Below are 22,652 nucleotides of genomic sequence, written 5' to 3'. Positions count from 1 at the left end.
TCATTAATTGAAGTGATAAGAATTCAATTGTAACTGAAAAGAAATGTTTGACAAAATTGCAAAAAAACGAATAAAACTTAAACTAGCGTGTTAATGTTTTTCCTGTTACACTACGGGAGTTATCTATGAAGAAGGTAGGTGTATAATATGTTACAAGCCTTAATTATTTTTGTTGCACAAATTTTACTTGTACCGGTGCTTACGCTTAGAACCATTACAATGGTCAAAGGTATGAAGGAAAAAGCAGCGGCATTAGGGGTGCTTGAAGGGTTTATTTATGTGATAGCACTTGGCATTGTTTTCAGTGATTTATCAAACTATTTAAATATGGTCGCTTATGCACTAGGTTTTGGTGTTGGTTTATATATCGGACAAATAATTGAACAAAAGCTTGCCATTGGTTATGTATCCATTGAAGTTAATATAATGAATAAAAATGAAGCTTTAACAGAACGCCTTCGTGAAGTCGGCTTCAGTGTGTCAACCGCTGAAGTAGAAGGAATGAATGAAGCAAAACGCTATCGCCTTGATTGTACGGCGAGACGAGATAGAGAGCAGGAGTTTATCGATATCGTTAGCTCGTATGAACCAAGTGCATTTATTGTCTCCTATGAGCCACGAAACTTTAAAGGTGGATATATTACAAAAGCAATGAAAAAGAGAAAAGAAAAGTTTATTAAAAGTCAAAAGAGGGCTTCATCGCAGTGATGAGCCCTTTGCTTCGAGAGATAGAACCAAAAGGAAAATCGCCTTTTGGTTCTATCTCTCTTTTATAAAGTCGGGGACTTGATCGTGGGTGAAGGTTTCAAATTCTGGGTATGGGTCTTGTTTATAGTAGTAAGCAATAATGTATGGTGCTCGTTCTCTTCTTGAGGAGTGTTTTAGAGCTTCATTGATTTCTTCTGCTTTTTCAATTTTGATTGCTGTTTCTTGTTGCTCAAAATGGTGCTCTAAATTATTTTCTTGGATGAATTGCCATCTATCAATATCTTCGTCAGACTCAATAATAAATGCATGAGAAATATCATCAGCATTAACTTTAGCATCATCAAGATACTCATTTTCTTCTAGCCATTTTTCTAGTTGGTTATAAGACTTTTTCCACGATACGTTGAGGAGGGAATCATCGTTAAATTCATATTGGATGTTGGACCACCAATACTGTTCAGCCATTATTTCTTCAAATGTTTCATTTTGGACCTCTGACTGGATGATGTCATGTACTTCTTTGATCTTCTCATGATCTGATATTACAACTCGTTTTCCTGTTCGGTAATTATGAATGGTTATTCGATCCAATGTTTTCAGTTCCTCGATAGCAAGAACGGGATTTTGATTTAATTTATATTCTACCGATTCAATAATTTCTCGATACTGTTTATGATAAGCTTCAATTGGAATTTCATATTGGCGAACCACCCTCTTGCCATTTTCCAATTCATAAGCAAAAGCCACTTGTTGAGATGAATCATTCCTTGCCTTAAGCAAGTGTTTATCTTGAATAATTTGATCATGCAGGTTACGAATGTTCTTGATACTTTCATTTTCGCTATAAGTATAAGTGGGTTCAATGTATTTAGGTTGCTGATAAGTTTCAGACCTTTGATCTTGATCCCTAAAAAAGTAAACAGAATTTCCAAAATAAACAACATCAATTTTGTCTAGTTCAGGTAGACTTTTCTCAAATCCGGTTGCATCAAATTGAATCGCTGTCCCTAATAGTATAACAATGACTAAATATAGAACATATCCCTTCCACTTCTTAAAAACTCGCCAAGTTTTCTCCAAAACCATTGAAGCAAGAACATAGCCGATGAACGAAGCTGATAAATAACCAAATAGAATCCAGCCTAATTCACCTTGCAAGGTTCCGAAATATACCCCACCAACAAGCATTAAGCAAAAGGTAACACCATACTTAAAAATAGGGCGAAAGGATGGGAAGGCTATTGCTTGTGAAGCTGTTTCAACATTTCGTTTTCGATAAGCAAAAAGAGCACATACATAAAAGATAATCATGATTATAAGGTAAGTTATCGTTTCGATCGTTGTTAAAGCTGTATGTCTTAACTCTATCACTCGAAAAAATGGAAGGATTTGTTCGAAACGATTATCCAAGTAATAATCAGCTGAAAATCCAAATAGAAAGTACTGTAAATTACCTAAGAGTAGTAGCGTTATACCCACAGGGAATAAAAAGAAAATATAGGTAAGAACTCCTTGTAACACGGACATCCCTGTAACCATTGCAACAACTACTCCTGTAAAAAAAACAAACCAATTAATAAGGGTTGTTACGCCAACCCAATAAATTACAGATTGCATCGATAAAAGCTCTGTAAATGGTAAGAATTGACCTAATATGATTAATAACCCCCCTGTAAACACGACTGGGAGAAATAAAATTAGGAGCCCGAGGCTAAAGTGTTGATTAAAAAGTTGTTCTCTTTTCAATGGTAGGCTGTGTGCGAAATCACTAGACAGTTTCACATGGATATAGCGAAATAAAAAAATAGCTAATAAAACTGGGAATGTGAATGTCATAAATACTTGAAAACTATTTGAAAGAGCAAATAAATTTTCAGGTGTTACAAAATAATGATAACTTCTCTCATTTGTGTGGGCCATAAGAAGTTGAAGGGGGAGAGAAAATAGTAAACATAAAAAATAGGCTAACCCGATCCAGCCTACATTTCGTAGATCTTGAATGAAAACTCCTCTATTAAACAATGATGTTTTCAATTTCATAACCGACATCCCTCATTTCATAAATAAATATTTCTTCTAGTGTTAATGGTAGTAAATCAAAAATTGCGGGTTGGTTTGCTTCTATATAAGAAGTAATTTTATTTTCTTGACCTCGTACGATATAAAGAAGGACACTACCACGTTCTTCTTTATATAAAACGTCAAATTCGTCTAAAAATGAAGCTGGTAGGTCCTTTTTAAAGGCAACTTGGATTTTATGGACGTCTGATTTCAGGTCATCCAAATCTTGTTCAATGATAATATTCCCTTTATGCAGAATTGCTACATGATCGCAAAGATCTTCCACTTCCCGTAAATTATGTGACGAAATAAGAATTGTCATCTCACGTTCAGCGACGTCTTGGATTAGTAAATTTTTTACTTTTGTTCTCATAACAGCATCTAAACCGTCTAAAGGTTCGTCTAAAATCAAAAATTCTGGCATTGTTGATAAAGCAAGCCAAAAAGCAACTTGACGCTGCATTCCCTTAGACAGGCGATTGATTTTCTTGTTTACATCTATCTGGAATACATCCTTAAATTTAGTAAAACGATCTTCGTTCCATGATGAATAAATAGACTTATAGAATTGAGCAGCTTGTTTAATTGTTGTATTAGGAAAGAAGTACAAGGAGTCTGCTAGGAATTGTACTCTTTGCTTGGTTTCAATATTTTCAAAGATTGGTTCATTATTGATAAGTACTTCTCCAGAATCTTGTCTATAAATGCCAGCTATCATTTTTAAAAGGGTTGTTTTCCCTGCTCCATTCGAACCAAGGAGGCCATATATAGATCCTTTTTTGATATGAAGTGAGATATCGTTTACTGCATCAACATGATCGAATTGTTTTTTTAGGTTATTCAGGTGTATCATCTTCGTTCACTCCTTTTGTTGATTGTTCAGCAAGAGCAATTAACGATAATAATTCTTCTTTTTCGATTCCGAGATAGAGTGCTTCAGACATTAATTTCACTAAATCTTGTTTCAATTTTTTCACCTTTTCATCATTTGTTGTATTGGATTGAGGTGCAACAAACTTTCCCTTACCTGGAATGGAGTAAATGTATCCTTGGTGTTCTAATTCACGGTATGCCTTTTGGATTGTATTCGGATTAATCGTTAAATCTTGTGCGAGCATTCTAACAGAGGGGAGTTGCTGATCTGGTTGATAGACTTCTTGTATAATCAGTTCTTTAAACTTTTCAACTAATTGTTCGTAAATAGGCTTCCTGCTCCTAATATCTAATTGAAACATAATAGCCTCCTTTCTAAATAAATGTACCAGCTGAACTAACTGTATTATTTATCATAGTACAGTTAGGTTGGTTTGCCAATACATAATTTCAAAAAAACAGAAAATAGGCTACTCTACACAAATAGGAAACATTCTTATTTGTGTAAAGTAGCCTATTATGATATTTTTAACTAATGGAGGAGGGATGGCTATGACAAAGAGAATTCCAGTATATATATTAACTGGCTTCCTTGGTAGTGGAAAGACAACTTTATTGAAAAATATGCTACACCATGTGAAAACTAATGGAAAGAAACCGGCGTTATTAATGAATGAGTTAGGTTCAGAAAATGTTGAAAAAGAATTATTTAATAATGAAACAATGATGGAACTGTTGAATGGTTGTATTTGTTGTACGATCAAAGATGACATGCGTCTTGAATTACAACGCTTCTTAGAAACTACGAATGATATTGATGTTTTATTGATAGAAGGAACTGGTATCGCCAACCCTGCAGAAATTATTGAAGCACTTACTCACCCTGATTTAATTGACCAAGTCGATATTCAATCTGTCATTGGAATCGTTGATGCTAGCTCATATCTAGAATATCAAAGCCTTTTTCAAAGCTCTAAAGAAGTAAGAACGATGTTGAAACAACAAATCACTGCTAGTACGCTCCTTGTTATAAATAAGATCGATTTAATAAATGACAAAACCTTTAAAAAAGTTACAACAAAAATAGAAGAAACAAAGGGAAAAAACATACCATTGGTTTATGCTCAATTTGGAGAAGTTGAAAATGAAATCCTTTTTAAGAAACGCTTTTTCACTGATTTGGTACCTTTGAATGAAAATTCGCACTCTCACAGTGATCATCATCATCATCACCATTCACATCCATTCCAAGCAATTAAGCTTGAAGGTATTGACTATATAGACAAAGATAACTTTAGAAGATGGTTGAGACATAATCAGCACATGCTTCTTAGAGCTAAAGGATATATTCGTTTTGAAGGAAATTCTCAAATGTTTTCATTTCAATTTGCTTCAAATCAACTTCATTTGACCCCGATTGAAACAGAAAAGGCAACGAGTGTCATATTAATTGGGACAGAATTAGATTACAACAAGATCAAGCAATCACTTGAAGAGTATGTAAGGTGAAATAATTGATTCTTACCGGGATTTATTCCACAATGAATGTAACCAAACTAAAAGGAGTGTTGAAAATGAAGGTACTTGTTATTGGAGCAAATGGCCAGGTTGCAAGACACACGTTAACAAAGTTAAAAGAGGCTGGTCATACCCCAGTTGCAATGATTCGTAACCCGGAACAAGAAGACGCTGTGATAGAGCTTGGTGCAGAAAAAATCGTAGTTGGGGATTTAGAAACGAATTTTGATCACGCATACAGAGATGTTGAAGCGATTATTTTCGCTGCTGGTTCAGGTGGACATACGGGAGCCGATAAGACCATACTTATAGATTTATGGGGTGCTATAAAAGCAATCGATACTGCTGAGAGACTAGGTGTTAAGCGCTTTGTAATGTTGAGTTCGATGGGAACAGTTGATCCAGATAAAAGTGACCGAATTCGCCATTATCTTGTAGCAAAGAAACTAGCCGATGATCATTTAAAACGATCAAGCCTTGATTATACAGTTGTACGTCCTGGGAGTTTGACGAATGATCAAGCAACAAACGTAATTAAGCTTGAGGAAGAAATTCAAGTCCGTGATAATACGATTACAAGAGAAGATGTCGCGATCGTTCTAGCTAGTGTAGTTGATCGAAAAAACACTTTCGGCAAAACTTTTGAAATCTTAAATGGAGATACGCCAATAAAAGAAGCGTTAGATAAACTTTAAACACTGACTGGTTGAGTGGCTATAAAGCTGCTCAACCTTTTTTATAATTATGGTGAGTGAACCAATAATAAAATGTTTTTTAGAAGCATAAAAGATTACCAACGCCATATGTGTAAATTCACTGAGGAAAAATGATCATTTGTTGTTTTAGTAAAGGGGGAGAAAATGGGTGCAGTTGGTGGTCTTGCTCAAGAAATGTTTATTTTATTAGTCATTGCGCTAGGTGGTTATATTATGAGGAAAGTAAACATATTACCCAAAGCCTCAAACCATGTTTTAACTCAAGTCGTTCTCTATATTACGTTACCTTGTCTCATTATCTACTCAATGGATATTCAATTTCAAGTGGAGCTCCTTTTAGATATCTCATGGTTACTGGGTTTGTCGTTGTTTGCTCTGTTAGCAGCAACGGGGATAGGCTATTATATGAGGCATACTACTACTTTGCAAGAGAGTAGAATAGGAGTTTACGAGGCAGCTATACTCTTTGGGAACCAAGGTTTCATGGGGTATGCGATTGCATTCTTACTGTTTGGAGAGGTTGGTGTAATATATACGGCTTTTTTCATGATTTTCTTTCTTGTTTATGTGTGGACGTACGTGGTTTACGTTGTAGCGCGTGTTGGACAAAAAATTTCGTGGAGACATCTTTTTCTTAATCCAGGTGTGATTGCTACCTTCATTGGTTTTCTTCTTATGCTACTCCCATTTCACTTACCTGTGATAATAGGGGCAATGCTTGAGGATGTTGGAAAGATGACATTGCCTTTATCTATGATTTTGATTGGCAGCTTACTTGCTGGGGTCAGTAGGGGTGAATTTAAAGAAATGATAAAGAATCGTTATATTTGGTATGCGACTGGTGCCAGATTATTGTTAGTTCCATTAACATTAACCCCTTTTTTGTGGTTTCCAGTATCATCAACTGTTATGGGTGTAGCAATTCTTGTCACGGCAACCCCGACTGCGCCAACGGTTCCGATGTTTGTACAAAAATATGGTGGAGACGTATCATTTGCTACCTTTATTGTGGCAACTACCACAACCTTATGTGTTATAACAATTCCTCTTTTGTATTCACTTATATTGTTAATAAGATAAGAAAATAGGGGCTGGCGAAGCCCCTTTTATAATTCAATAATGATGCTACTGTCTAGGAAGAAAAAGACAAAGATTGCCGCTACAAAACAATAAATCGCAAAGTAAACAAGTTTGCTTTTCTTTAAGAAGTCAATCAACCATTTAATTCCAAGCCAAGAGAAAATAAATGTGGCTACAAATGAGACAATAAGTGCTGTCACGCCAATTTCAGCTACCATTGCTCCATCGCGAAAATCTCCAATTGCCAGTACACTTGAGCCAAGAATAACAGGTATTGATAATAAGAAAGAATAACGAACAGCTGTATCACGATTTAAGCCAGCAAATAGCGCAGTAATAAGTGTGGCACCAGAACGAGAGATTCCAGGGAAAACAGCTACTGTTTGACCGAGACCAACGATGATAGAATCCTTTAACGTCATATCACTTTCTGTACGATTGCCATATTGGACAAAACGCTCAATAATAATGAGGAACAAACCAGTAACTGTTAATGCTATGGCTATGAATGGTGGTGTTTTCATATGAGCGCCAATATAGTCTTCAAGAATTAGTCCAAGAACACCGGTGATCAATGTAGCAACAATGATGTAAATCCCAAAAAAGAATTGCGTGCGATTGTCCTTTGAACGGTTAATGAGATAACCTACAAAGCCAAAGGTAACAACTAGAATGTCTTTTCGAAAATAAATCATAACAGCAAGAATAGAAGCAAAATGCAAGAAGATTTCAAACCCAAAGCCAGGAAATGTTTGACCTAGAAGAATTTGTGTAATAACAATATGAGCTGTACTAGAAATTGGTAAAAACTCTGTTATACCTTGAACAATTCCAAAAATTAAAGCCTCAATAACTGACATTTATCAATCTCGTCCTTTCTATGTAACATAAAAAATTAAAATTAATTTTTTAGACATTAACTGCTTTATTCTATCAAAGTTATCTTTCTTGTGAAAGATACATTTATTGTTAGTTGAAAAAATTAGGAATTTAACTCAATCACTTTACGGTGACTCATAGAGTGCAACTTAACTTGCGTTTATTGTGATCTCCTCTTTATAATACAAGTAAATACTAAAGTTATTATGGGGGAGACATGATGAAAAGAGGAATCACCATTTTAGTGTTAGGCGTTGTAGCAGTCCTGATTATTGGGATTGTCTTTTTTCAAGAACGGGTCGAAATAGGGAATGAGCCTGGCATGATAGCGGAGAATTTCACACTCCCAATGCATACAAAATCCTCAGGAGAGCTATGGGACTATCAAGAGGATGTGATTATTTTAAATATGTGGGCTTCCTGGTGCGAGCCATGCCGAGATGAAATGCCCGATCTGATGGAGTTACAAAATGATTATGGAGAAAAAGGCTTATCTGTCTTAACTGTTAATATGCAGACAATGGAAAGGACTTTACAGGATGCTCCCGATTTTATAGATGAAATTGACATCACACTCCCTGTTTTTTTTGATGAGGATGGAATTGTCTTGGAGCGCTATAATATTATTGGGATGCCTACGACCTATATTATTGATAGAGAAGGCATTATAGAACATGTAATAAGAGGTGAAGTTGACTATAGGCGCCTTGCTACATTAATTGAACCTCTATTGTAATAATAAAAATAGTAACTATTTTTCTGTCTAAAATTGGTTACTATTTGGTAACACTAGTAATGTTTGAACTCTACTTATTAGGGTCAAATGACCAAGTCACCTTGTTAGGCGTGAGATTATGTATAAAGAAGTACAAACTAAGGTTTTAGCCATCATTTATGAAGATGATTCTATTCAAAAATTAAAAACGGCTAATGGCGCTATGCGAGCATTATTATACAAGCGACTAACACCACGTGTAGAAGCAGGGAATATAATAACAGTGAATATCACTGCTACCGAACTTAATTTAGGAACAGGTGGTTGGGATATTGTTACATCCGTATTAGATCATGGGAAATGGGATGTAAATGACACGAAAGGCCATATTATAAAGGCACGATATAGCCCTATTCAACATAGTGTGTTAGCGATTGAAGCTCAAGAAAGTGAATACCATCAACAATTTATGGAATCCTTTACTCTTTCAGGTAGTCCAGTTTGGTTGGCTGAATTACATAGTATGGTTCCTCTTTTTTATTATGTTTCACAAGAAATGCAGCCGAACAGTAGATGCTGTGTCATTTTTGATGACCAAGCGTCACTTCCAATCATGATGAGCGATCAACTAAGAGTACTTGCGAAAGATGACTGTTTTTCCTCTATTAGTGTTGGACAAGCATTTGGAGCTGAATATGAAGCGATTACAGTTGCATCTGCACTACAGTTTGCCAAAACAGTTCTGAAAGCAGATTTTATATTAATTTCTGTTGGACCTGGGGTAGTAGGAACAGGAACTAGATACGGCTTCTCTGGGATGGCATTATCCAATTGGTCGCACACAGTAAGTGGATTTAATGGTATTCCTATTTGGATTCCGAGGCTATCATTCGCTGAACAGAGAGAACGCCATAAAGGCCTAAGTCATCATACGGTAACTCCACTGTTTGAATTCACGTTTAAACCAGCTGTTCTACCACTGCCTTACTTAAAGAAGCAAGAACGTGCAATCATTACCGAGCAATTAAACAAATACCACCCCTTTCAAACGAATCATAGAATTTCGTTTGCGGAGAAAGATACCATAACAGAAGTAACAGAAAGAGCTCTGCTAAAAGCCGTCTTACCAATTCAGACAATGGGTCGTAAATATGAAGATGACCCTGTTTTTTTCTTGGCTGTTTCTGAGGCACTTAGAGTTGGGCTGGACTTAGAAGAGTTAGAATGAATAGCATCAACCCATTGTTCCATCGTCTCAAAAGAATGTGTCATTTGTTTTAACTTTTCTTTTACTTCCCACGCTTTTCCTGACAGGATAACACCTTGTTGATGAACATAGACTTTCATTAGACTCGTCCCTTCAAAGTAGATTATGCTACACTCTTATGAAGGTTGTGTGGGAAAAAGAACAGATTTTATCAACAACAAAATTTTAAATAGAAGTGGAGGAGACCATGGATCATTTAAATGAGAAGACGGTCAAAGCAACAGAAATTTTTAAAGGACGAGTAATTGAATTAGAGGTACAGGATGTGGAGCTTCCGAATGGAAAAATAAGTTCTCGTGAAATTGTTAAACACCCTGGAGCTGTGGCAATTATTCCTATAACAAAAGAGGGGAAAATCGTACTAGTCCGGCAATATAGGAAAGCATTAGGAAAGACCATAGTGGAAATTCCTGCAGGAAAGCTTGAAAAAGGAGAAGAGCCACTAGAATCAGCTAAAAGAGAATTAGAAGAAGAAACAGGTTACAGGACGGAAAAGTTGGAGTTACTTCTTTCCTTTTATACTTCACCAGGATTTGCAGATGAATTAATTTATCTTTACTATACAGATCAACTCGAACAAGGTACTACTAACATGGATGATGATGAATTTTTAGATGTAATAGAAGTGAGTCTTACAGAAGCTGAACAAATGGTTGAGGATCAAGTCATTCATGATGCAAAAACGGCTTATGCTATTTTATATTTAAAGATGAAAGAGAGTCTGAAATGATGAGTGCTGTTCGGAACTACATTGCAGATTTACATATTCATATTGGAAGGACTCGTTTAGGGGCAGTGGTAAAAATAACAGCTGCTCCTTCTTTGACGTTGAAATCTATTATTCGTTTTGCTGTAGATACAAAAGGTATTGACATTGTTGGAATTATTGATTGTCATGTAGCAGAAGTACTGAATGAAATAGATGAGGATATCGCAAATAAAGTGGCATTTCCATTAAATGGTGGAGGTGTTAACTATTCAGGGGTAACAGTTATTCTAGGAACAGAAATAGAACTTTATGATGAAAACTGTAAAGGACCTATCCACGTATTAGCGTATATGCCTACAGTAAAAAAAATGAAACAATTTAGCTATTGGTTGGCTGAACGTATGAGAAATCCAACTTTAAGTTCTCAAAGAATATATGAGAATGCTAAAGTACTGCAACAGAAAGTTCAAGAACTAGAAGGGTTGTTTATTCCTGCACATGTGTTTACCCCTTTTAAAAGTTTATATGGCAAAGGGGTAGCAACAAGTCTTAGTGAAGTGTTAGACCCTAATTTAATTGATGCAATTGAGCTTGGTCTAAGCAGTGATACATCAATGGCTGATCAAATAAAAGAATTACATCATTATACGTATTTAACAAATAGTGATGCGCATTCGCTAGAGAAAATTGCAAGAGAGTATCAAATAATCGCAATGGAAACCCCTTCATTTGCAGAGCTAAAGTTAGCATTACAAAATAAAAATGGTAGGGGGATCATTGGTAATTATGGCCTTAATCCATTATTAGGAAAGTATTATCGAACAATTTGTGCGGTATGTTCTGGACAAATGAGCCAGACAGGACATTGTACAGAATGTAAGTCAGACAAAGTTATCAAAGGAGTATATGATCGATTAAAAGAGCTATCTTCTAGTAGGAAAGAAAAAGTCCATCGTCCACCGTATATTCATCAAGTACCATTAGAATTTATCCCGAAATTAGGGAAGCAAACGTTAAAAAAGCTGAGAAGCCAATTTGGAACCGATATGAACATCATTCATTCTGTTACAAGAGAAGAATTGGAGCAAGTTGTTCGCTCTAATATAGTAGAAACTATTATGAATGCGCGTAACGGTACACTTTCTATTACTGCTGGAGGTGGTGGGATGTATGGGAAAATAGACAACGACAACAAACAGTGACGTGAATCTTTTTGTAGGAAATGGGGGAGGGATATTACTATAAGAGTGTCGAAGCCTTCTTATTCGTTACTCACTTTTTCTCAAGAAAATAATAGAAGCATCATGGTCATAGATTTCAACGAAGTCTCATAGAGTTAATTAAGAGCAAAAGAGGAGGTCTTGACATGATGAAGTATGGTTTGCGAGAGAGGTTAGCAACCCATTTAGAAGAAAACCGGACAATTTATGTATTTACTACAGTGCTTTTTTTAATTGGAATTGTTTTTGGTGCGATTGTCGTTAATAGCTTGAGCTTAACGCAAAAGCATGATTTATATACGTATTTAAATCAATTTTTTGGACATGTTCAGCAAGGGGAGTTAGCTCAGTCATCATCAATATTCACACAGAGCTTTGCTCATTACGCCAAGTATTTCGGACTAATGTGGATTTTAGGGTTATCAATTATAGGTTTACCTATTATCCTTATCCTTCTCTTTTTAAAAGGGGTTGTTGTAGGTTTTACAGTCGGATTTCTTGTGAATCAGATGGGAATGACAGGATTTTTCTTATCCTTTGTCTCAATCATGCCACAAAACTTTATTCTCGTACCTGCTTTTATCATCGTTGGAACAGCAAGTATTTCATTTTGTTTAAAAATGGTTCGGCAACAATTTATGAAGCGAGCTAATGTTGCTGTTTTCCCGCAATTTCTCAAATATTCTCTACTCATTATGTGTGTTGGTTTTGCTCTTGTGTTTGCATCGGCATTCGAAGCTTATGTTTCTCCAGCTTTAATGAAATGGGTTATTGGTAACATTTAATATTAATTCTAAAGTGATAATCGTTATTATAGTTTAAATAAGAATCATTATCGATTGACACTGTTTTTTTGAGTGATTATAATAAGGGAAGGGAAAATGCTCGAGGGGAGGCATTGCAAATGGAGAAAAGGCTTGAACGAATCAAAAAGCACCTGCACTCACAAAGTTACAAGCTTACACCACAACGGGAAGCAACTGTGCGTGTCCTGCTTGAACACGAGGAAGATCATTTAAGTGCAGAAGACGTTTACCTCCTCGTAAAAGAAAAGTCACCTGAAATTGGACTAGCCACTGTTTATCGGACACTTGAACTATTAGCTGAATTAAAGATAGTTGATAAAATAAATTTTGGTGATGGTGTATCTCGTTTTGATTTACGTCAAGAAGGAGCTGCCCACTTTCACCATCATCTTGTTTGTATTGAATGTGGAGCGGTTGATGAAATACAGGAGGATTTGTTAGGTGATGTGGAAGAGGTAGTTGAACGTGACTGGAATTTTAAGATTAAAGATCACCGTTTAACCTTTCATGGTATCTGTCATCGTTGTAATCAAAAAGAAGAAGTTAAGGGCGAATAAAAAAGCAAATGAGAGTTCTGTTCTATATGAAGTGGGACTCTCATTTGCTTTTTAACGTTCCTATCTTTTATAAATATTAAAACGACAACTTATTTTAGGTATAATCCTATTGGTTTTTGGCATAGCTTGTTAAAAAGGGGTTCGTACAAGAAGGTATAAGTGGAGGTATGTCCCATGAAGTCTTGGTTGCAACTTGTCATTCAAACCTTAAAAGTATTTCTTTTATTTATAGGATGCACACTTCTCTTCTATTATGGTATTCTATGGGTAAGTCAAGAATATGAGAGCTATCATCGCTATGATGAACCTCAAGGAAAAGCGGTAAAAGTCTTCCAAATGGAACAAGATGGAGGGAATTCAGCTTCTTGGATTGAGCGTTTAATGCTGTTCTATCAAGAAGGAGAATGATCGTTAGCTCATTATAGGGGCGATACAGGTGGAACAGGAAATAAATGAGTTTCTACAGTACATACAAGTAGAACGTGGGTTAGCTCAAAATACTATCCAATCGTATAAGCGTGACTTGAAACAGTACGAGCTTTATGTTCGTAACGTTGAGGGAAAAATGGTTAATGAAATTGATCGGCAGACAATCGTTGAGTATTTGTATTTTCTTAAAGACAATGGACGTGCAGAGACAAGCATTGCAAGAACGATTGCTTCAATTCGCTCGTTTCATCAGTTCTTGCTTCGTGAAAAATTGGCCGACAAGGATCCTTCAGTTCATTTAGATATACCAAAAAGGGCAAAACGTCTACCTAAAATCTTATCAATGGAAGAGGTTGAGTCGTTACTTGAGTCTCCTTCTGATAATGACTTGATTTCAATTCGGAATAAGGCGATGTTAGAAACGTTGTATGCTACCGGAATGCGTGTTTCTGAACTAATCAACCTTACTGTGACTGATACCCATTTATCAATGGGGTTTGTAAGATGTATGGGGAAGGGCAACAAAGAACGCATTATCCCACTCGGTGGGGAAGCAACAACAGCTTTAAAAAGATATTTAGAATCTTGTCGCCTTTCGCTGATGAAAAAACAGCGTCATGATGTGTTATTTGTAAATCATCATGGCAGGCCACTTTCACGACAAGGGTTTTGGAAAATTCTTAAGCAGCTTGCTAGTAAGGCAAACATCGATAAACCGTTAACACCACATACCCTTAGGCATTCCTTTGCCACACATTTGCTTGAGAATGGTGCTGATTTAAGAGCAGTTCAAGAGATGTTAGGACATGTTGATATTTCTACAACACAAATTTATACACATGTAACAAAAGCGCGTATGAAAGATGTCTATGCTCAGTATCATCCCAGAGCATAGAACATTTATCTAAAGAGGTCAGACTTCTGACAACAGTTTAGTTTTCAAATCAAATGAAAAGTAGGGCATAGTATAGAATAAAAGGAGGAATTTTGTGTGAATAATTATCGTTATGATCGTATTTTCTTAATTGTAATGGATTCAGTAGGCATTGGCGAAGCACCAGATGCAGCCAAGTTTGGGGATAAAGGGTCTCATACGCTTGGACATATAGCTGAAAAAATGAACGGACTTAATATGCCGAATATGGCTGCATTAGGTTTAAGTCATATTCGAGAGATAAGGGGGATAGCTAAAGTAGATAAGCCACTAGCCCATTACGGAATAATGCAAGAGGCTTCAAGTGGAAAAGATACGATGACAGGGCATTGGGAGTTAATGGGGTTACATATTAAAGAGCCGTTTCAAGTGTTCCCGAATGGCTTTCCACAAGAGCTAGTTGATGAGCTTGAAAAGCAATGGGGCCGGAAAATGATCGGAAATAAAGTAGCATCAGGGACGGAAATATTAGACGAACTCGGAGCAGAACATGTGAAGACTGGTAACCTTATTGTCTATACTTCTGCTGACTCGGTGCTGCAGATTGCTGCACATGAGGACATTGTTCCGATTGAAGAGCTATATGAAATTTGCGAAAAAGCACGTAAAATTACGCTTGATCCTAAATATATGATCGGGCGAATTATTGCACGGCCATTTGTAGGAGAAGAGGGTAATTGGGTTCGTACGTCCAATCGTCATGATTATGCATTAAAGCCGTTTGATCGTACTGTTATGAATGAGTTAGCCGACAGTGGGTTTGATTCGATCGCACTCGGTAAAATTTCGGATATTTATGATGGCGAGGGTGTGACCGAATCAATCAGAACGGTTTCAAACGATGATGGAATGGAGAAATTATTGGGCACAATCCGTAAGCCTTTTACGGGACTAAGTTTTTTGAATTTAGTAGACTTTGATGCTTTATATGGACATCGACGTGATCCAATTGGATACGGAAAAGCATTAGAGCAATATGATTGCCAGTTAAAACAGGTAATAGAGGAGCTTAAGGATAATGATTTACTCATTATCACAGCAGACCATGGAAATGATCCAACGCATCATGGTACAGATCACACACGAGAGCTTGTACCACTTCTAGTTTACAACAAGTTACAAAGAGAAGCTAAAGACCTTGGTACACGTCAAACTTTTGCTGATGTCGGAGCAACAATTGCAGATAACTTTGGCTTAAAGCTTCCTAAGCATGGGAGAAGCTTTTTAAACGAATTATAATAATTGTGAAAAAGAGAGGCTTCTCAAGGACAATGAAAAAGGGCATTTGTTCCTTTGGTGCCTCTCTATTTTAAGGAGGAAGAAAAAACATGGCAATGATTGAACAAACAGTTTCATATTTACGTGAGAAAATTGAGGAGACACCAACGATTGGTCTGATACTTGGATCAGGCTTAGGGGTTCTAGCAGATGAGATTCAAAATCCAATTAAGGTACCGTATAATGAAATTCCAAACTTCCCGGTTTCAACGGTGTCAGGACATGCTGGCCAATTGGTATTTGGAACTTTAGAAGGTAAACAAGTTGTAGCGATGCAAGGGCGCTTTCATTTTTATGAAGGTTATAGTATGGATATTGTTACTTTTCCTGTTCGAGTCATGAAGAAATTGGGGGTAGAACAAATTATAGTCACGAATGCTGCAGGTGGTGTGAATGAACAGTACGAGCCAGGTGATCTAATGATCATTAATGATCACATAAATAATATGGGTCAAAACCCGTTAATTGGACCAAATGATGATGAATTCGGAGTTCGTTTTCCTGATATGTCAAGTGCCTACTCCCCATCATTAAGAGAGCTTGCACACAAACAAGCTGAAAAATTAAATATACCTATTCGAGAAGGGGTTTATGTTGGAAACACTGGACCTACCTATGAGACACCAGCTGAAATACGAATGCTTCGTAAACTGGGTGCGGATGCAGTGGGAATGTCAACGGTTCCAGAAGTAATTGTTGCCTGCCATGCAGGACTTGAAGTACTTGGGGTTTCTTGCATTTCGAATATGGCTGCGGGAATATTACCCCAACCACTAACACATGATGAAGTTATCGAAACAACTGAAAAAGTGAAATCAGATTTTCTAGCTCTTGTGAAAGCAATTGCTAAAGAAATGTAAGGAAAAGTGACTACAAAATAATTAAAATTGGAACCACTTTCATGAAGGAAATTTCGAGTGATGTTCTGATGAGAAAGTCCTCACGAGGATACAAAGTGTAAAAGGAGATGTGTTACAAATGCGTATGGTTGACCTTATTGAAAAAAAACGTGACGGTCATGAGTTAACAAAAGAGGAGATTCGCTTTGTCATTGAGGGCTATACAAAAGGCGATATTCCTGACTATCAAATTGCAGCGTTTGCAATGGCAATATTCTTCCAAGACATGACAACAAATGAGCGAGCTGAGTTAACAATGGCCATGGTAGAATCAGGAGACCAAATTGACTTATCGGCAATTGAAGGTGTAAAAGTAGATAAACACTCAACGGGTGGGGTAGGTGATAAAACGACTATCGCTTTAGCGCCATTAGTAGCAGCTGTTGGGGTTCCAGTAGCGAAAATGTCAGGAAGAGGGCTAGGCCATACAGGGGGCACAATTGATAAGCTTGAAGCAATCCCTGGATTTAGTGTTGAAATTGACACAGCACATTTTACAAAGCTAGTAAATACGAATAAGCTAGCTGTTGTCGGTCAAACAGGCAATCTCACACCGGCAGATAAAAAACTTTATGGACTAAGGGATGTAACGGCAACTGTTAATTCAATTCCACTAATAGCAAGTTCAATCATGAGTAAAAAAATAGCTTCTGGAGCCGATGCCATCGTACTTGATGTGAAGACAGGATCTGGTGCATTTATGAAAGAACTTGATCAATCGAAAGAGTTAGCAGAAGCAATGGTTGCGATTGGGAAAAGCCTTGGACGTGAGACGATGGCTATCATCTCTGATATGAATCAGCCACTAGGTTATACGATTGGAAATGCTCTTGAGGTAAAAGAAGCAATTGAGATGCTAAGAGGAGAAGGACCGGATGATCTACGAGAGTTGTGTCTAACATTAGGAAGTCAAATGGTCTTTTTAGCAAAGAAAGCATCTACAATCGAAGAAGCTCGCCAAATGCTTGAGAATGTAATTATAAATGGTAAGGCACTAGAATCGTTGAAAGTGTTCATTCAATCGCAAAATGGCGATCCAACGGTCGTTGATGACTTAAAGAAACTACCACAAGCGAAATATCAAATTGAAGTAAAAGCAACGCAATCAGGAACAGTTCAAGCGATTGTCGCCGATAAAATTGGAACCGCAGCTATGTTACTTGGAGCTGGTCGAGTGACGAAAGAATCAAATATAGATTTAGCTGTAGGGATTGTTTTAAATAAAAAGATTGGTGATTCTGTTCAAACAGGAGAAACAATAGCTACCCTTCATGCGAATAAGGAAGATGTTAATGATGTGATTGAGATGATACAAACAGCTTATTCGTTTGCAGATGGCAGGGTTGAAAAGCCAACTTTAATATATAATGAGATCAAATAATTATAAAAGAATGAATAAAAAAGTGGACCATGATTGGTCTGCTTTTTTAATGAAACAATAGTAAAGCTTGAAGGCCAGAAATCTAGTCTTCAAGCTTTGGTAATTATTTTTTTGTTGTTGCTTCTAAAGCAACTTCCATCATATCGCTAAATGTTGTTTGGCGTTCTTCTGATGTCGTTTCTTCGCCAGTTAAAATGTGATCACTAACGGTTAGGACTGATAGGGCATTTCTACCGAATTTTGCAGCTAATGTATATAAAGCCGCGCTTTCCATTTCAACAGCTAACACACCGTAATTAGCCCATTTTTCAAGCTCTGCATTGTCATTATAGAACATATCAGCAGTAAAAACGTTTCCTACTTTTAAGTTTAAGCCTTTTTCTAGACCAACATCATACGCCTTTTTTAATAAATCAAAATTTGCTGTAGGAGCGTAATCTACACCACCAAATGTTAGACGGTTCATTTGTGAATCCGTTGAAGCACTCATCGCTAAAATAACGTCACGGACCTTGACGTCTTTTTGGATCGCACCACAGGTTCCAACACGTATTAAATTTTGTACGTTATATTCTTGCATTAGCTCATTAATATAAATTGAAATAGAAGGTACTCCCATACCGGTCCCTTGAACAGAAATACGTTCGCCTTTATAGGTACCTGTAAATCCTAACATTCCTCTCACTTCATTATAGCAAACAGCATCTTCTAAAAATGTATCTGCAATGTATTTAGCTCGTAAAGGATCCCCAGGTAAAAGGATTGTTTCAGCTATTTCACCTTGTTTTGCTCCAATATGTACACTCATATTTAACCTCCTAATGACTGCCTAAAAAAATAAGGCATTATTTATCATTTACTATAACATAAACGTTCGTCAACTCAAATTTTAGGAGATCTGGACGTTAAATAACAGGTGCTGTCCAAAAAGGTTAGATTCGCACCTATTGGGACAGCACCTATTGTTCATTAGCCAATGCCTGTTTCTGTTTTACTTTGTTCTTGAACCTCTGTAAGCTTTCCAGTTTGTAAATCAACTGTAAAGGCTGATATGGAAATACGATTTGGTATAAGTGGATGTTTATTTAATAAAGTAAGGCTATTTAGTAACGTTTCTTCAATATCAGTATCGCTTCCTTTAATCCAAGAAATGATATCATCTTTCATGACCCGGCTGTAGTCTATAGTATCGAGGAGTTCTTGACTAATCCCATCATTTTCAAACTTATTAAGTAAGGTCGATGGATTCACTTTAGGGTACGTATGGTCAATTGGAGCAATTAGATAGATTTGCTCAATACTCTGTTGGTAAATTTCTAAAATAATATTCCGTACTAAACAGCCATATGGTTGATTGACAGTGGCTCCTACACTTGAAAGAACGAGTAAGTGAGAGGGATCGATATTTAGTATTTTAGGAAGTTGTAGCTGAAATTCGTGATTACTATCACTAATAACAAGTACTTTTTTAATGGGGGTTGTTTCATTCATCTGTAACATAATAAGAACCTCCTTACAATAGTAACAGCCATTGAGCGAATTGATAATAAAGTGGAATCCCAATTATTAAGTTAAACGGGAACGTAATCCCAAGTGCGAGTCCTAAATAAACGGATGGATTAGCCTCAGGTACAGAGGTACGAAGGGCTGCCGGTGCCGCGATATATGACGCACTACCGGAGAGTACTCCCATTAGTGTCATTCCACCTAGTGATAGCCCAGTAATATATCCTACTAGTACACCTAATGCCCCTCCAACAATGGGCATAATAATACCAAACAGCATCAGTTGAGGGCCGTGTTTTCGAACTTCTGGCAAACGTTCACCAGCAGTAAGTCCCATTCCAAGTAAAAAGAGAATCAAAATACTACTATATAAATCGATAAATAGTGGTTGGACAGCAGGGATGGCTCGTTCACCAGCAATTAGTCCAATAACAAGGGCGCCGATTAACAGCAATATACTCTTTCCAAATAAGGCCTCTTTCAAGACATCTTTATCAATCCAAGCAGTCACAGGAGATGCAAAGGCAATATTTTTCGAAGAGTAGGGCTCTCCCGTCTTTTTTTGATCCATTATTTTCAGCAAAATTAATGAAATGATAATAGCTGGGCTTTCCATTAGAACGACCATCGCATTCATAAAGCCTTCATATGTGGTCCCTGTTTGCTCTAGAAATGAAATAGCTGCCCCATACGTAACAATACTCACCGAGCCGTATGTTGCTGCAAGTGCAATGGCATTTTTTTTATCAAGCTTAATGGTTTTAAGCAAAAGAAGGGTAACAATCGGTAAGATTGAGCCCAAAAACAATGTTGCGATTACAGGGCTCATTACTTCAGATAATGTGTATTTTGAAAGTTCAATTCCTCCTTTTAAGCCAATTGCAATCAGTAAGAAAATGCTAAGTGTTTCACTTAGGGCACTGGGGAACTTTAAATCTGATTTTAGAAGCGCCGCAACTAACCCTAAAACAAAAAACAATACAACAGGTGATAATAAATTTTGGATTATGATTTCATACATCTCTCATTCCTCCTTGTTCATAAAAAAAACCGACAATTATAGGAACAGTCGCTACAATTAGCTTGCGAACTGCTTCTTATAATTGTCGGTTTACCTTTAACTAGCATTTTTATGCTTTTTAAAGCTCTCCCGGTTCATTATTAACCTATCTTTTTTTCTAGATCTTTTGCTAGGCGAAATACCATAATACGTTCTCCTGTTTTCGTACTTATATCAGTGTGAAATGTAACAACTTCAATCCCTGTTAATTGTTCAATTAATTGTCCTAACGTTTCACGACCCGACTCTACAAGTTCACATCTGATCTTTTTTATTGATAATCTTCCTTCAACTTTTTGACAAAGAGCATATTCAGCAGGGGTTAGAACGCCTTTTAATGTAACGATAATCATATCTCGGATAATGTCTGTTTTTACAGAAACAGACCCTCTGCCTAAGAAATCCTTTTCCCATTGCGTTAAGGCTTTTGAGATCGTGGCTTCTGTTGTTCCCTTTGTTTGTGACATAGTAAACCTCCTTGGAGCAATAAATAAAGTTAGTGTTCAATTATTTTAATAGATTTCCATCAACAAATTCGTTATTTGTTACAGTCATTTTATATTTCACTAGAAAAAAATGAGGTTGTCTCATAATGGCTCTTTTCATCCACTGAACACGGAAAAGAACTTGTTTTGAGACAACCTCGAATTATCGTTAATGCATAAGTGTGAAGCTATGTTTGGCCTTTTCACACGACCGATGTAAATCAATAGTGTGCTAAGGAAAACAGTACTCCAAATCTTTATCATCTGATCTCTCGGATTGTAAACTATTTAAATATTAGCGTGTAATTTTGAAATTGTCAATATATTTTTAATAATGATACTTGACATTTACTCTTCGCTTGAGAATTTAAAAGCTTCAGAAGCGAGTAAAAGCAAAGTACCATCATCCATCGGTGGATTATGAAGACCAGCGCGAATATCACGATAATAACGCTGGATGGCATTTTCCCTATACAAGCTTTGAGCTCCAACGATTCGCATCGCACGATCGACGATCTTGATAGCACTGTTAACAACGTGGTACTTCACAGCTCCTAATTCACCTTGCATATGTGCTCGCTCTTCAGGAGGACTATTATCCCATTTTAGAGCGACCCCATAGAGAAAGTGGCGAGCTTGGATTAGATCCGCTTCATTTTCTCCAGTTTTCATTTGGATAGTTTGCAGGTCTTTTATCGGGTGAGAAAGACTATTTGGTGTATAAGACTTTGCGAAGTTGATTGCATAGGATTGAGCGGCCTGAGCTATTCCAAGGTAACATGCAGGTATATGTAACAGCCACCCAGTTGGTCTTCTGTTTTTTTGTTGGATCGTTTCAACAAAATGGTCAAGTGGAATTTTGACATTACTTAAATATAGGTCGTGACTAGCTGTCCCTCGCATGGCAATCGAGTTCCAAGTTTCTTCTATTTTTATCCCGGTTGCAGAGCTATGGACTAAAAAATTCCCTATTTGACCATTTTCCATTGTTGCAGAAACAATATAGTAATCAAGAGCTGGAGCCATAGAGGTGAAACTCTTACGGCCTGTAATAATCCAACTATCATTATCCCTTTTCGCTTTTGTTGTCGGCTTTCCACCACGAGTAGGACTCCCTGTTTCTCGTTCAGATGAGGCGGCATTAAGTAATTTCCCTTCATATCTTACTTCATAAAAAACGCGATCGAGAATGCTCTTGGACCATGATTTGTTTTCATTTAATTGTGAAACAATCCCCATATGCCAACCAATTGATAGAGCTGTAGACCCGTCATATGTAGCAATGATTTCTTGCAATTGAAGCCATTCTAATAAAGGGAGTTCTTTTCCTCCATAAATTCTTGGTACGGTTAAGGTTGTGTATCCGATTTCTTTTAAATCTTGTATATTTTCCATCGGGAATGTATTTTCTTCGTCATGCTTTTGTGCACGAGAAGAAAAAGTACCAGCGATATCCTTCAAAATTTGCTTGCGATCTTCTGCTGAGTTTGTTGTTAGAAGTTTCATACAGTGACCTCCAATCTTTCATCTTCATTAGTTTACCACAACGGTTTGGAGGCAAAGAGGCATTG

General features: G+C 36.9%; 25 protein-coding genes. 15 read left to right on the top strand and 10 right to left on the bottom strand.

Annotation, left to right across the window (positions count from 1 at the left end):
- Positions 1-147 precede the first annotated feature (147 nt).
- Complete coding sequence (locus AC1FXZ_RS13355) at positions 148-708, top strand: DUF2179 domain-containing protein (protein WP_480054422.1); 561 nt, start codon at positions 148-150, stop codon at positions 706-708.
- Between the two features lie 51 nt (positions 709-759).
- Here AC1FXZ_RS13355 and AC1FXZ_RS13350 read toward each other — a convergent pair whose 3' ends face one another.
- From AC1FXZ_RS13350 to AC1FXZ_RS13340, 3 genes are read right to left on the bottom strand one after another with little or no spacing between them, the layout of a single operon-like run.
- On the bottom strand, positions 760-2,748 hold the full coding sequence (locus AC1FXZ_RS13350) for a DUF6449 domain-containing protein (RefSeq protein WP_480054420.1): 1,989 nt from the start codon (positions 2,746-2,748) through the stop codon (positions 760-762).
- On the bottom strand, positions 2,723-3,622 hold the full coding sequence (locus AC1FXZ_RS13345; RefSeq protein WP_480054418.1) for an ABC transporter ATP-binding protein: 900 nt from the start codon (positions 3,620-3,622) through the stop codon (positions 2,723-2,725). Before AC1FXZ_RS13345 ends, AC1FXZ_RS13350 begins: the two co-directional genes overlap by 26 nt.
- Complete coding sequence (locus tag AC1FXZ_RS13340) at positions 3,606-4,004, bottom strand: GntR family transcriptional regulator (protein WP_480054416.1); 399 nt, start codon at positions 4,002-4,004, stop codon at positions 3,606-3,608. Before AC1FXZ_RS13340 ends, AC1FXZ_RS13345 begins: the two co-directional genes overlap by 17 nt.
- Positions 4,005-4,194: 190 nt before the next feature.
- Here AC1FXZ_RS13340 and AC1FXZ_RS13335 point away from each other — a divergent pair, with 190 nt between their 5' ends.
- The 3 genes from AC1FXZ_RS13335 (at position 4,195) to AC1FXZ_RS13325 (ending at position 6,956) form a co-directional block, all read left to right on the top strand.
- Positions 4,195-5,151 carry a CobW family GTP-binding protein gene (locus AC1FXZ_RS13335; protein WP_480054414.1) on the top strand — a complete coding sequence of 319 codons (957 nt, stop codon included), beginning with the start codon at positions 4,195-4,197 and terminating at the stop codon, positions 5,149-5,151.
- A 65-nt stretch (positions 5,152-5,216) separates the two neighbouring features.
- Positions 5,217-5,855, top strand: coding sequence for an SDR family oxidoreductase (locus AC1FXZ_RS13330; protein ID WP_480054412.1), 639 nt, complete (start codon positions 5,217-5,219; stop codon positions 5,853-5,855).
- Between the two features lie 165 nt (positions 5,856-6,020).
- A complete protein-coding gene (locus AC1FXZ_RS13325) occupies positions 6,021-6,956 on the top strand; it encodes an AEC family transporter (protein ID WP_480054410.1) in 936 nt (311 codons plus the stop codon).
- Between the two features lie 26 nt (positions 6,957-6,982).
- On the opposite strand, the gene AC1FXZ_RS13320 is transcribed toward AC1FXZ_RS13325, so the two are convergent.
- Complete coding sequence (locus tag AC1FXZ_RS13320; protein WP_480054408.1) at positions 6,983-7,816, bottom strand: undecaprenyl-diphosphate phosphatase; 834 nt, start codon at positions 7,814-7,816, stop codon at positions 6,983-6,985.
- A 239-nt stretch (positions 7,817-8,055) separates the two neighbouring features.
- On the opposite strand from AC1FXZ_RS13320, the gene AC1FXZ_RS13315 reads away from it, so the two are divergent.
- Positions 8,056-8,571: a TlpA disulfide reductase family protein gene (locus tag AC1FXZ_RS13315; RefSeq protein WP_480054406.1), complete on the top strand. Its 516-nt coding sequence runs from the start codon at positions 8,056-8,058 to the stop codon at positions 8,569-8,571.
- Between the two features lie 118 nt (positions 8,572-8,689).
- Positions 8,690-9,778 carry a DUF3866 family protein gene (locus AC1FXZ_RS13310; protein WP_480054404.1) on the top strand — a complete coding sequence of 363 codons (1,089 nt, stop codon included), beginning with the start codon at positions 8,690-8,692 and terminating at the stop codon, positions 9,776-9,778.
- On the opposite strand, the gene mciZ is transcribed toward AC1FXZ_RS13310, so the two are convergent.
- Complete coding sequence (gene mciZ / locus AC1FXZ_RS13305) at positions 9,682-9,897, bottom strand: Z-ring formation inhibitor MciZ (RefSeq protein WP_480054402.1); 216 nt, start codon at positions 9,895-9,897, stop codon at positions 9,682-9,684. The genes AC1FXZ_RS13310 and mciZ overlap by 97 nt on opposite strands.
- Positions 9,898-10,004: 107 nt before the next feature.
- Here mciZ and AC1FXZ_RS13300 point away from each other — a divergent pair, with 107 nt between their 5' ends.
- The 9 genes from AC1FXZ_RS13300 to AC1FXZ_RS13260 all read left to right on the top strand — a co-directional run bounded on the left by AC1FXZ_RS13300 (position 10,005) and on the right by AC1FXZ_RS13260 (position 18,030).
- Positions 10,005-10,547, top strand: a complete 543-nt coding sequence (locus AC1FXZ_RS13300) for an NUDIX hydrolase (RefSeq protein ID WP_480054400.1) — start codon at positions 10,005-10,007, stop codon at positions 10,545-10,547.
- Positions 10,544-11,728 carry an endonuclease Q family protein gene (locus tag AC1FXZ_RS13295; RefSeq protein ID WP_480054398.1) on the top strand — a complete coding sequence of 395 codons (1,185 nt, stop codon included), beginning with the start codon at positions 10,544-10,546 and terminating at the stop codon, positions 11,726-11,728. The genes AC1FXZ_RS13300 and AC1FXZ_RS13295 overlap by 4 nt, the downstream gene beginning before the upstream one ends.
- 164 nt (positions 11,729-11,892) lie before the next feature.
- Positions 11,893-12,531, top strand: coding sequence for a stage II sporulation protein M (gene spoIIM, locus AC1FXZ_RS13290; RefSeq protein WP_480054396.1), 639 nt, complete (start codon positions 11,893-11,895; stop codon positions 12,529-12,531).
- A 119-nt stretch (positions 12,532-12,650) separates the two neighbouring features.
- On the top strand, positions 12,651-13,109 hold the full coding sequence (fur, locus tag AC1FXZ_RS13285) for a ferric iron uptake transcriptional regulator (protein ID WP_480054394.1): 459 nt from the start codon (positions 12,651-12,653) through the stop codon (positions 13,107-13,109).
- Positions 13,110-13,283: 174 nt separating this feature from the next.
- Complete coding sequence (locus AC1FXZ_RS13280; protein WP_480054392.1) at positions 13,284-13,517, top strand: YqzK family protein; 234 nt, start codon at positions 13,284-13,286, stop codon at positions 13,515-13,517.
- A gap of 28 nt (positions 13,518-13,545) precedes the next feature.
- The gene (gene xerD / locus AC1FXZ_RS13275; protein ID WP_480054390.1) at positions 13,546-14,433 is read left to right on the top strand and encodes a site-specific tyrosine recombinase XerD; all 888 of its coding nucleotides are present in this window, start codon (positions 13,546-13,548) and stop codon (positions 14,431-14,433) included.
- Between the two features lie 96 nt (positions 14,434-14,529).
- The gene (gene deoB, locus AC1FXZ_RS13270; RefSeq protein ID WP_480054388.1) at positions 14,530-15,711 is read left to right on the top strand and encodes a phosphopentomutase; all 1,182 of its coding nucleotides are present in this window, start codon (positions 14,530-14,532) and stop codon (positions 15,709-15,711) included.
- A gap of 89 nt (positions 15,712-15,800) precedes the next feature.
- Complete coding sequence (locus AC1FXZ_RS13265) at positions 15,801-16,610, top strand: purine-nucleoside phosphorylase (RefSeq protein ID WP_480054386.1); 810 nt, start codon at positions 15,801-15,803, stop codon at positions 16,608-16,610.
- A 118-nt stretch (positions 16,611-16,728) separates the two neighbouring features.
- Positions 16,729-18,030: a pyrimidine-nucleoside phosphorylase gene (locus AC1FXZ_RS13260; protein ID WP_480054384.1), complete on the top strand. Its 1,302-nt coding sequence runs from the start codon at positions 16,729-16,731 to the stop codon at positions 18,028-18,030.
- Positions 18,031-18,133: 103 nt separating this feature from the next.
- Here AC1FXZ_RS13260 and deoD read toward each other — a convergent pair whose 3' ends face one another.
- From deoD to AC1FXZ_RS13235, 5 genes are all read right to left on the bottom strand, one after another.
- Positions 18,134-18,838, bottom strand: a complete 705-nt coding sequence (deoD, locus tag AC1FXZ_RS13255) for a purine-nucleoside phosphorylase (RefSeq protein ID WP_480054382.1) — start codon at positions 18,836-18,838, stop codon at positions 18,134-18,136.
- Between the two features lie 161 nt (positions 18,839-18,999).
- On the bottom strand, positions 19,000-19,530 hold the full coding sequence (locus AC1FXZ_RS13250) for a carbonic anhydrase (protein ID WP_480054380.1): 531 nt from the start codon (positions 19,528-19,530) through the stop codon (positions 19,000-19,002).
- A gap of 13 nt (positions 19,531-19,543) precedes the next feature.
- The gene (locus AC1FXZ_RS13245) at positions 19,544-20,557 is read right to left on the bottom strand and encodes a sodium-dependent bicarbonate transport family permease (RefSeq protein WP_480054378.1); all 1,014 of its coding nucleotides are present in this window, start codon (positions 20,555-20,557) and stop codon (positions 19,544-19,546) included.
- Positions 20,558-20,697: 140 nt separating this feature from the next.
- On the bottom strand, positions 20,698-21,063 hold the full coding sequence (locus tag AC1FXZ_RS13240) for a Na-translocating system protein MpsC family protein (RefSeq protein ID WP_480054376.1): 366 nt from the start codon (positions 21,061-21,063) through the stop codon (positions 20,698-20,700).
- Positions 21,064-21,429: 366 nt separating this feature from the next.
- Entirely contained in the window at positions 21,430-22,587 is a 1,158-nt protein-coding gene (locus tag AC1FXZ_RS13235; RefSeq protein WP_480054374.1) for an acyl-CoA dehydrogenase family protein, read from the bottom strand.
- Positions 22,588-22,652 lie beyond the last annotated feature (65 nt).

Source organism: Halalkalibacter sp. HAAS-P014 (assembly GCF_056619965.1).
Note: the sequence above shows the minus strand (reverse complement) of the source record. Positions and strands in the feature narration are given on the sequence as shown.

Coding starts and splice junctions, on each gene's coding strand:
- AC1FXZ_RS13335 (WP_480054414.1), top strand. CDS start 4,195: ATGACAAAGAGAATTCCAGTATATATATTAACTGGCTTCCTTGGTAGT.
- deoD (WP_480054382.1), bottom strand. CDS start 18,838: ATGAGTGTACATATTGGAGCAAAACAAGGTGAAATAGCTGAAACAATC.
- AC1FXZ_RS13325 (WP_480054410.1), top strand. CDS start 6,021: ATGGGTGCAGTTGGTGGTCTTGCTCAAGAAATGTTTATTTTATTAGTC.
- AC1FXZ_RS13260 (WP_480054384.1), top strand. CDS start 16,729: ATGCGTATGGTTGACCTTATTGAAAAAAAACGTGACGGTCATGAGTTA.
- AC1FXZ_RS13280 (WP_480054392.1), top strand. CDS start 13,284: ATGAAGTCTTGGTTGCAACTTGTCATTCAAACCTTAAAAGTATTTCTT.
- AC1FXZ_RS13240 (WP_480054376.1), bottom strand. CDS start 21,063: ATGTCACAAACAAAGGGAACAACAGAAGCCACGATCTCAAAAGCCTTA.
- AC1FXZ_RS13310 (WP_480054404.1), top strand. CDS start 8,690: ATGTATAAAGAAGTACAAACTAAGGTTTTAGCCATCATTTATGAAGAT.
- AC1FXZ_RS13265 (WP_480054386.1), top strand. CDS start 15,801: ATGGCAATGATTGAACAAACAGTTTCATATTTACGTGAGAAAATTGAG.
- AC1FXZ_RS13355 (WP_480054422.1), top strand. CDS start 148: ATGTTACAAGCCTTAATTATTTTTGTTGCACAAATTTTACTTGTACCG.
- AC1FXZ_RS13340 (WP_480054416.1), bottom strand. CDS start 4,004: ATGTTTCAATTAGATATTAGGAGCAGGAAGCCTATTTACGAACAATTA.
- AC1FXZ_RS13245 (WP_480054378.1), bottom strand. CDS start 20,557: ATGTATGAAATCATAATCCAAAATTTATTATCACCTGTTGTATTGTTT.
- AC1FXZ_RS13350 (WP_480054420.1), bottom strand. CDS start 2,748: ATGAAATTGAAAACATCATTGTTTAATAGAGGAGTTTTCATTCAAGAT.
- mciZ (WP_480054402.1), bottom strand. CDS start 9,897: ATGAAAGTCTATGTTCATCAACAAGGTGTTATCCTGTCAGGAAAAGCG.
- AC1FXZ_RS13295 (WP_480054398.1), top strand. CDS start 10,544: ATGATGAGTGCTGTTCGGAACTACATTGCAGATTTACATATTCATATT.
- AC1FXZ_RS13320 (WP_480054408.1), bottom strand. CDS start 7,816: ATGTCAGTTATTGAGGCTTTAATTTTTGGAATTGTTCAAGGTATAACA.
- spoIIM (WP_480054396.1), top strand. CDS start 11,893: ATGATGAAGTATGGTTTGCGAGAGAGGTTAGCAACCCATTTAGAAGAA.
- AC1FXZ_RS13250 (WP_480054380.1), bottom strand. CDS start 19,530: ATGTTACAGATGAATGAAACAACCCCCATTAAAAAAGTACTTGTTATT.
- AC1FXZ_RS13330 (WP_480054412.1), top strand. CDS start 5,217: ATGAAGGTACTTGTTATTGGAGCAAATGGCCAGGTTGCAAGACACACG.
- AC1FXZ_RS13315 (WP_480054406.1), top strand. CDS start 8,056: ATGAAAAGAGGAATCACCATTTTAGTGTTAGGCGTTGTAGCAGTCCTG.
- AC1FXZ_RS13300 (WP_480054400.1), top strand. CDS start 10,005: ATGGATCATTTAAATGAGAAGACGGTCAAAGCAACAGAAATTTTTAAA.
- AC1FXZ_RS13345 (WP_480054418.1), bottom strand. CDS start 3,622: ATGATACACCTGAATAACCTAAAAAAACAATTCGATCATGTTGATGCA.
- fur (WP_480054394.1), top strand. CDS start 12,651: ATGGAGAAAAGGCTTGAACGAATCAAAAAGCACCTGCACTCACAAAGT.
- AC1FXZ_RS13235 (WP_480054374.1), bottom strand. CDS start 22,587: ATGAAACTTCTAACAACAAACTCAGCAGAAGATCGCAAGCAAATTTTG.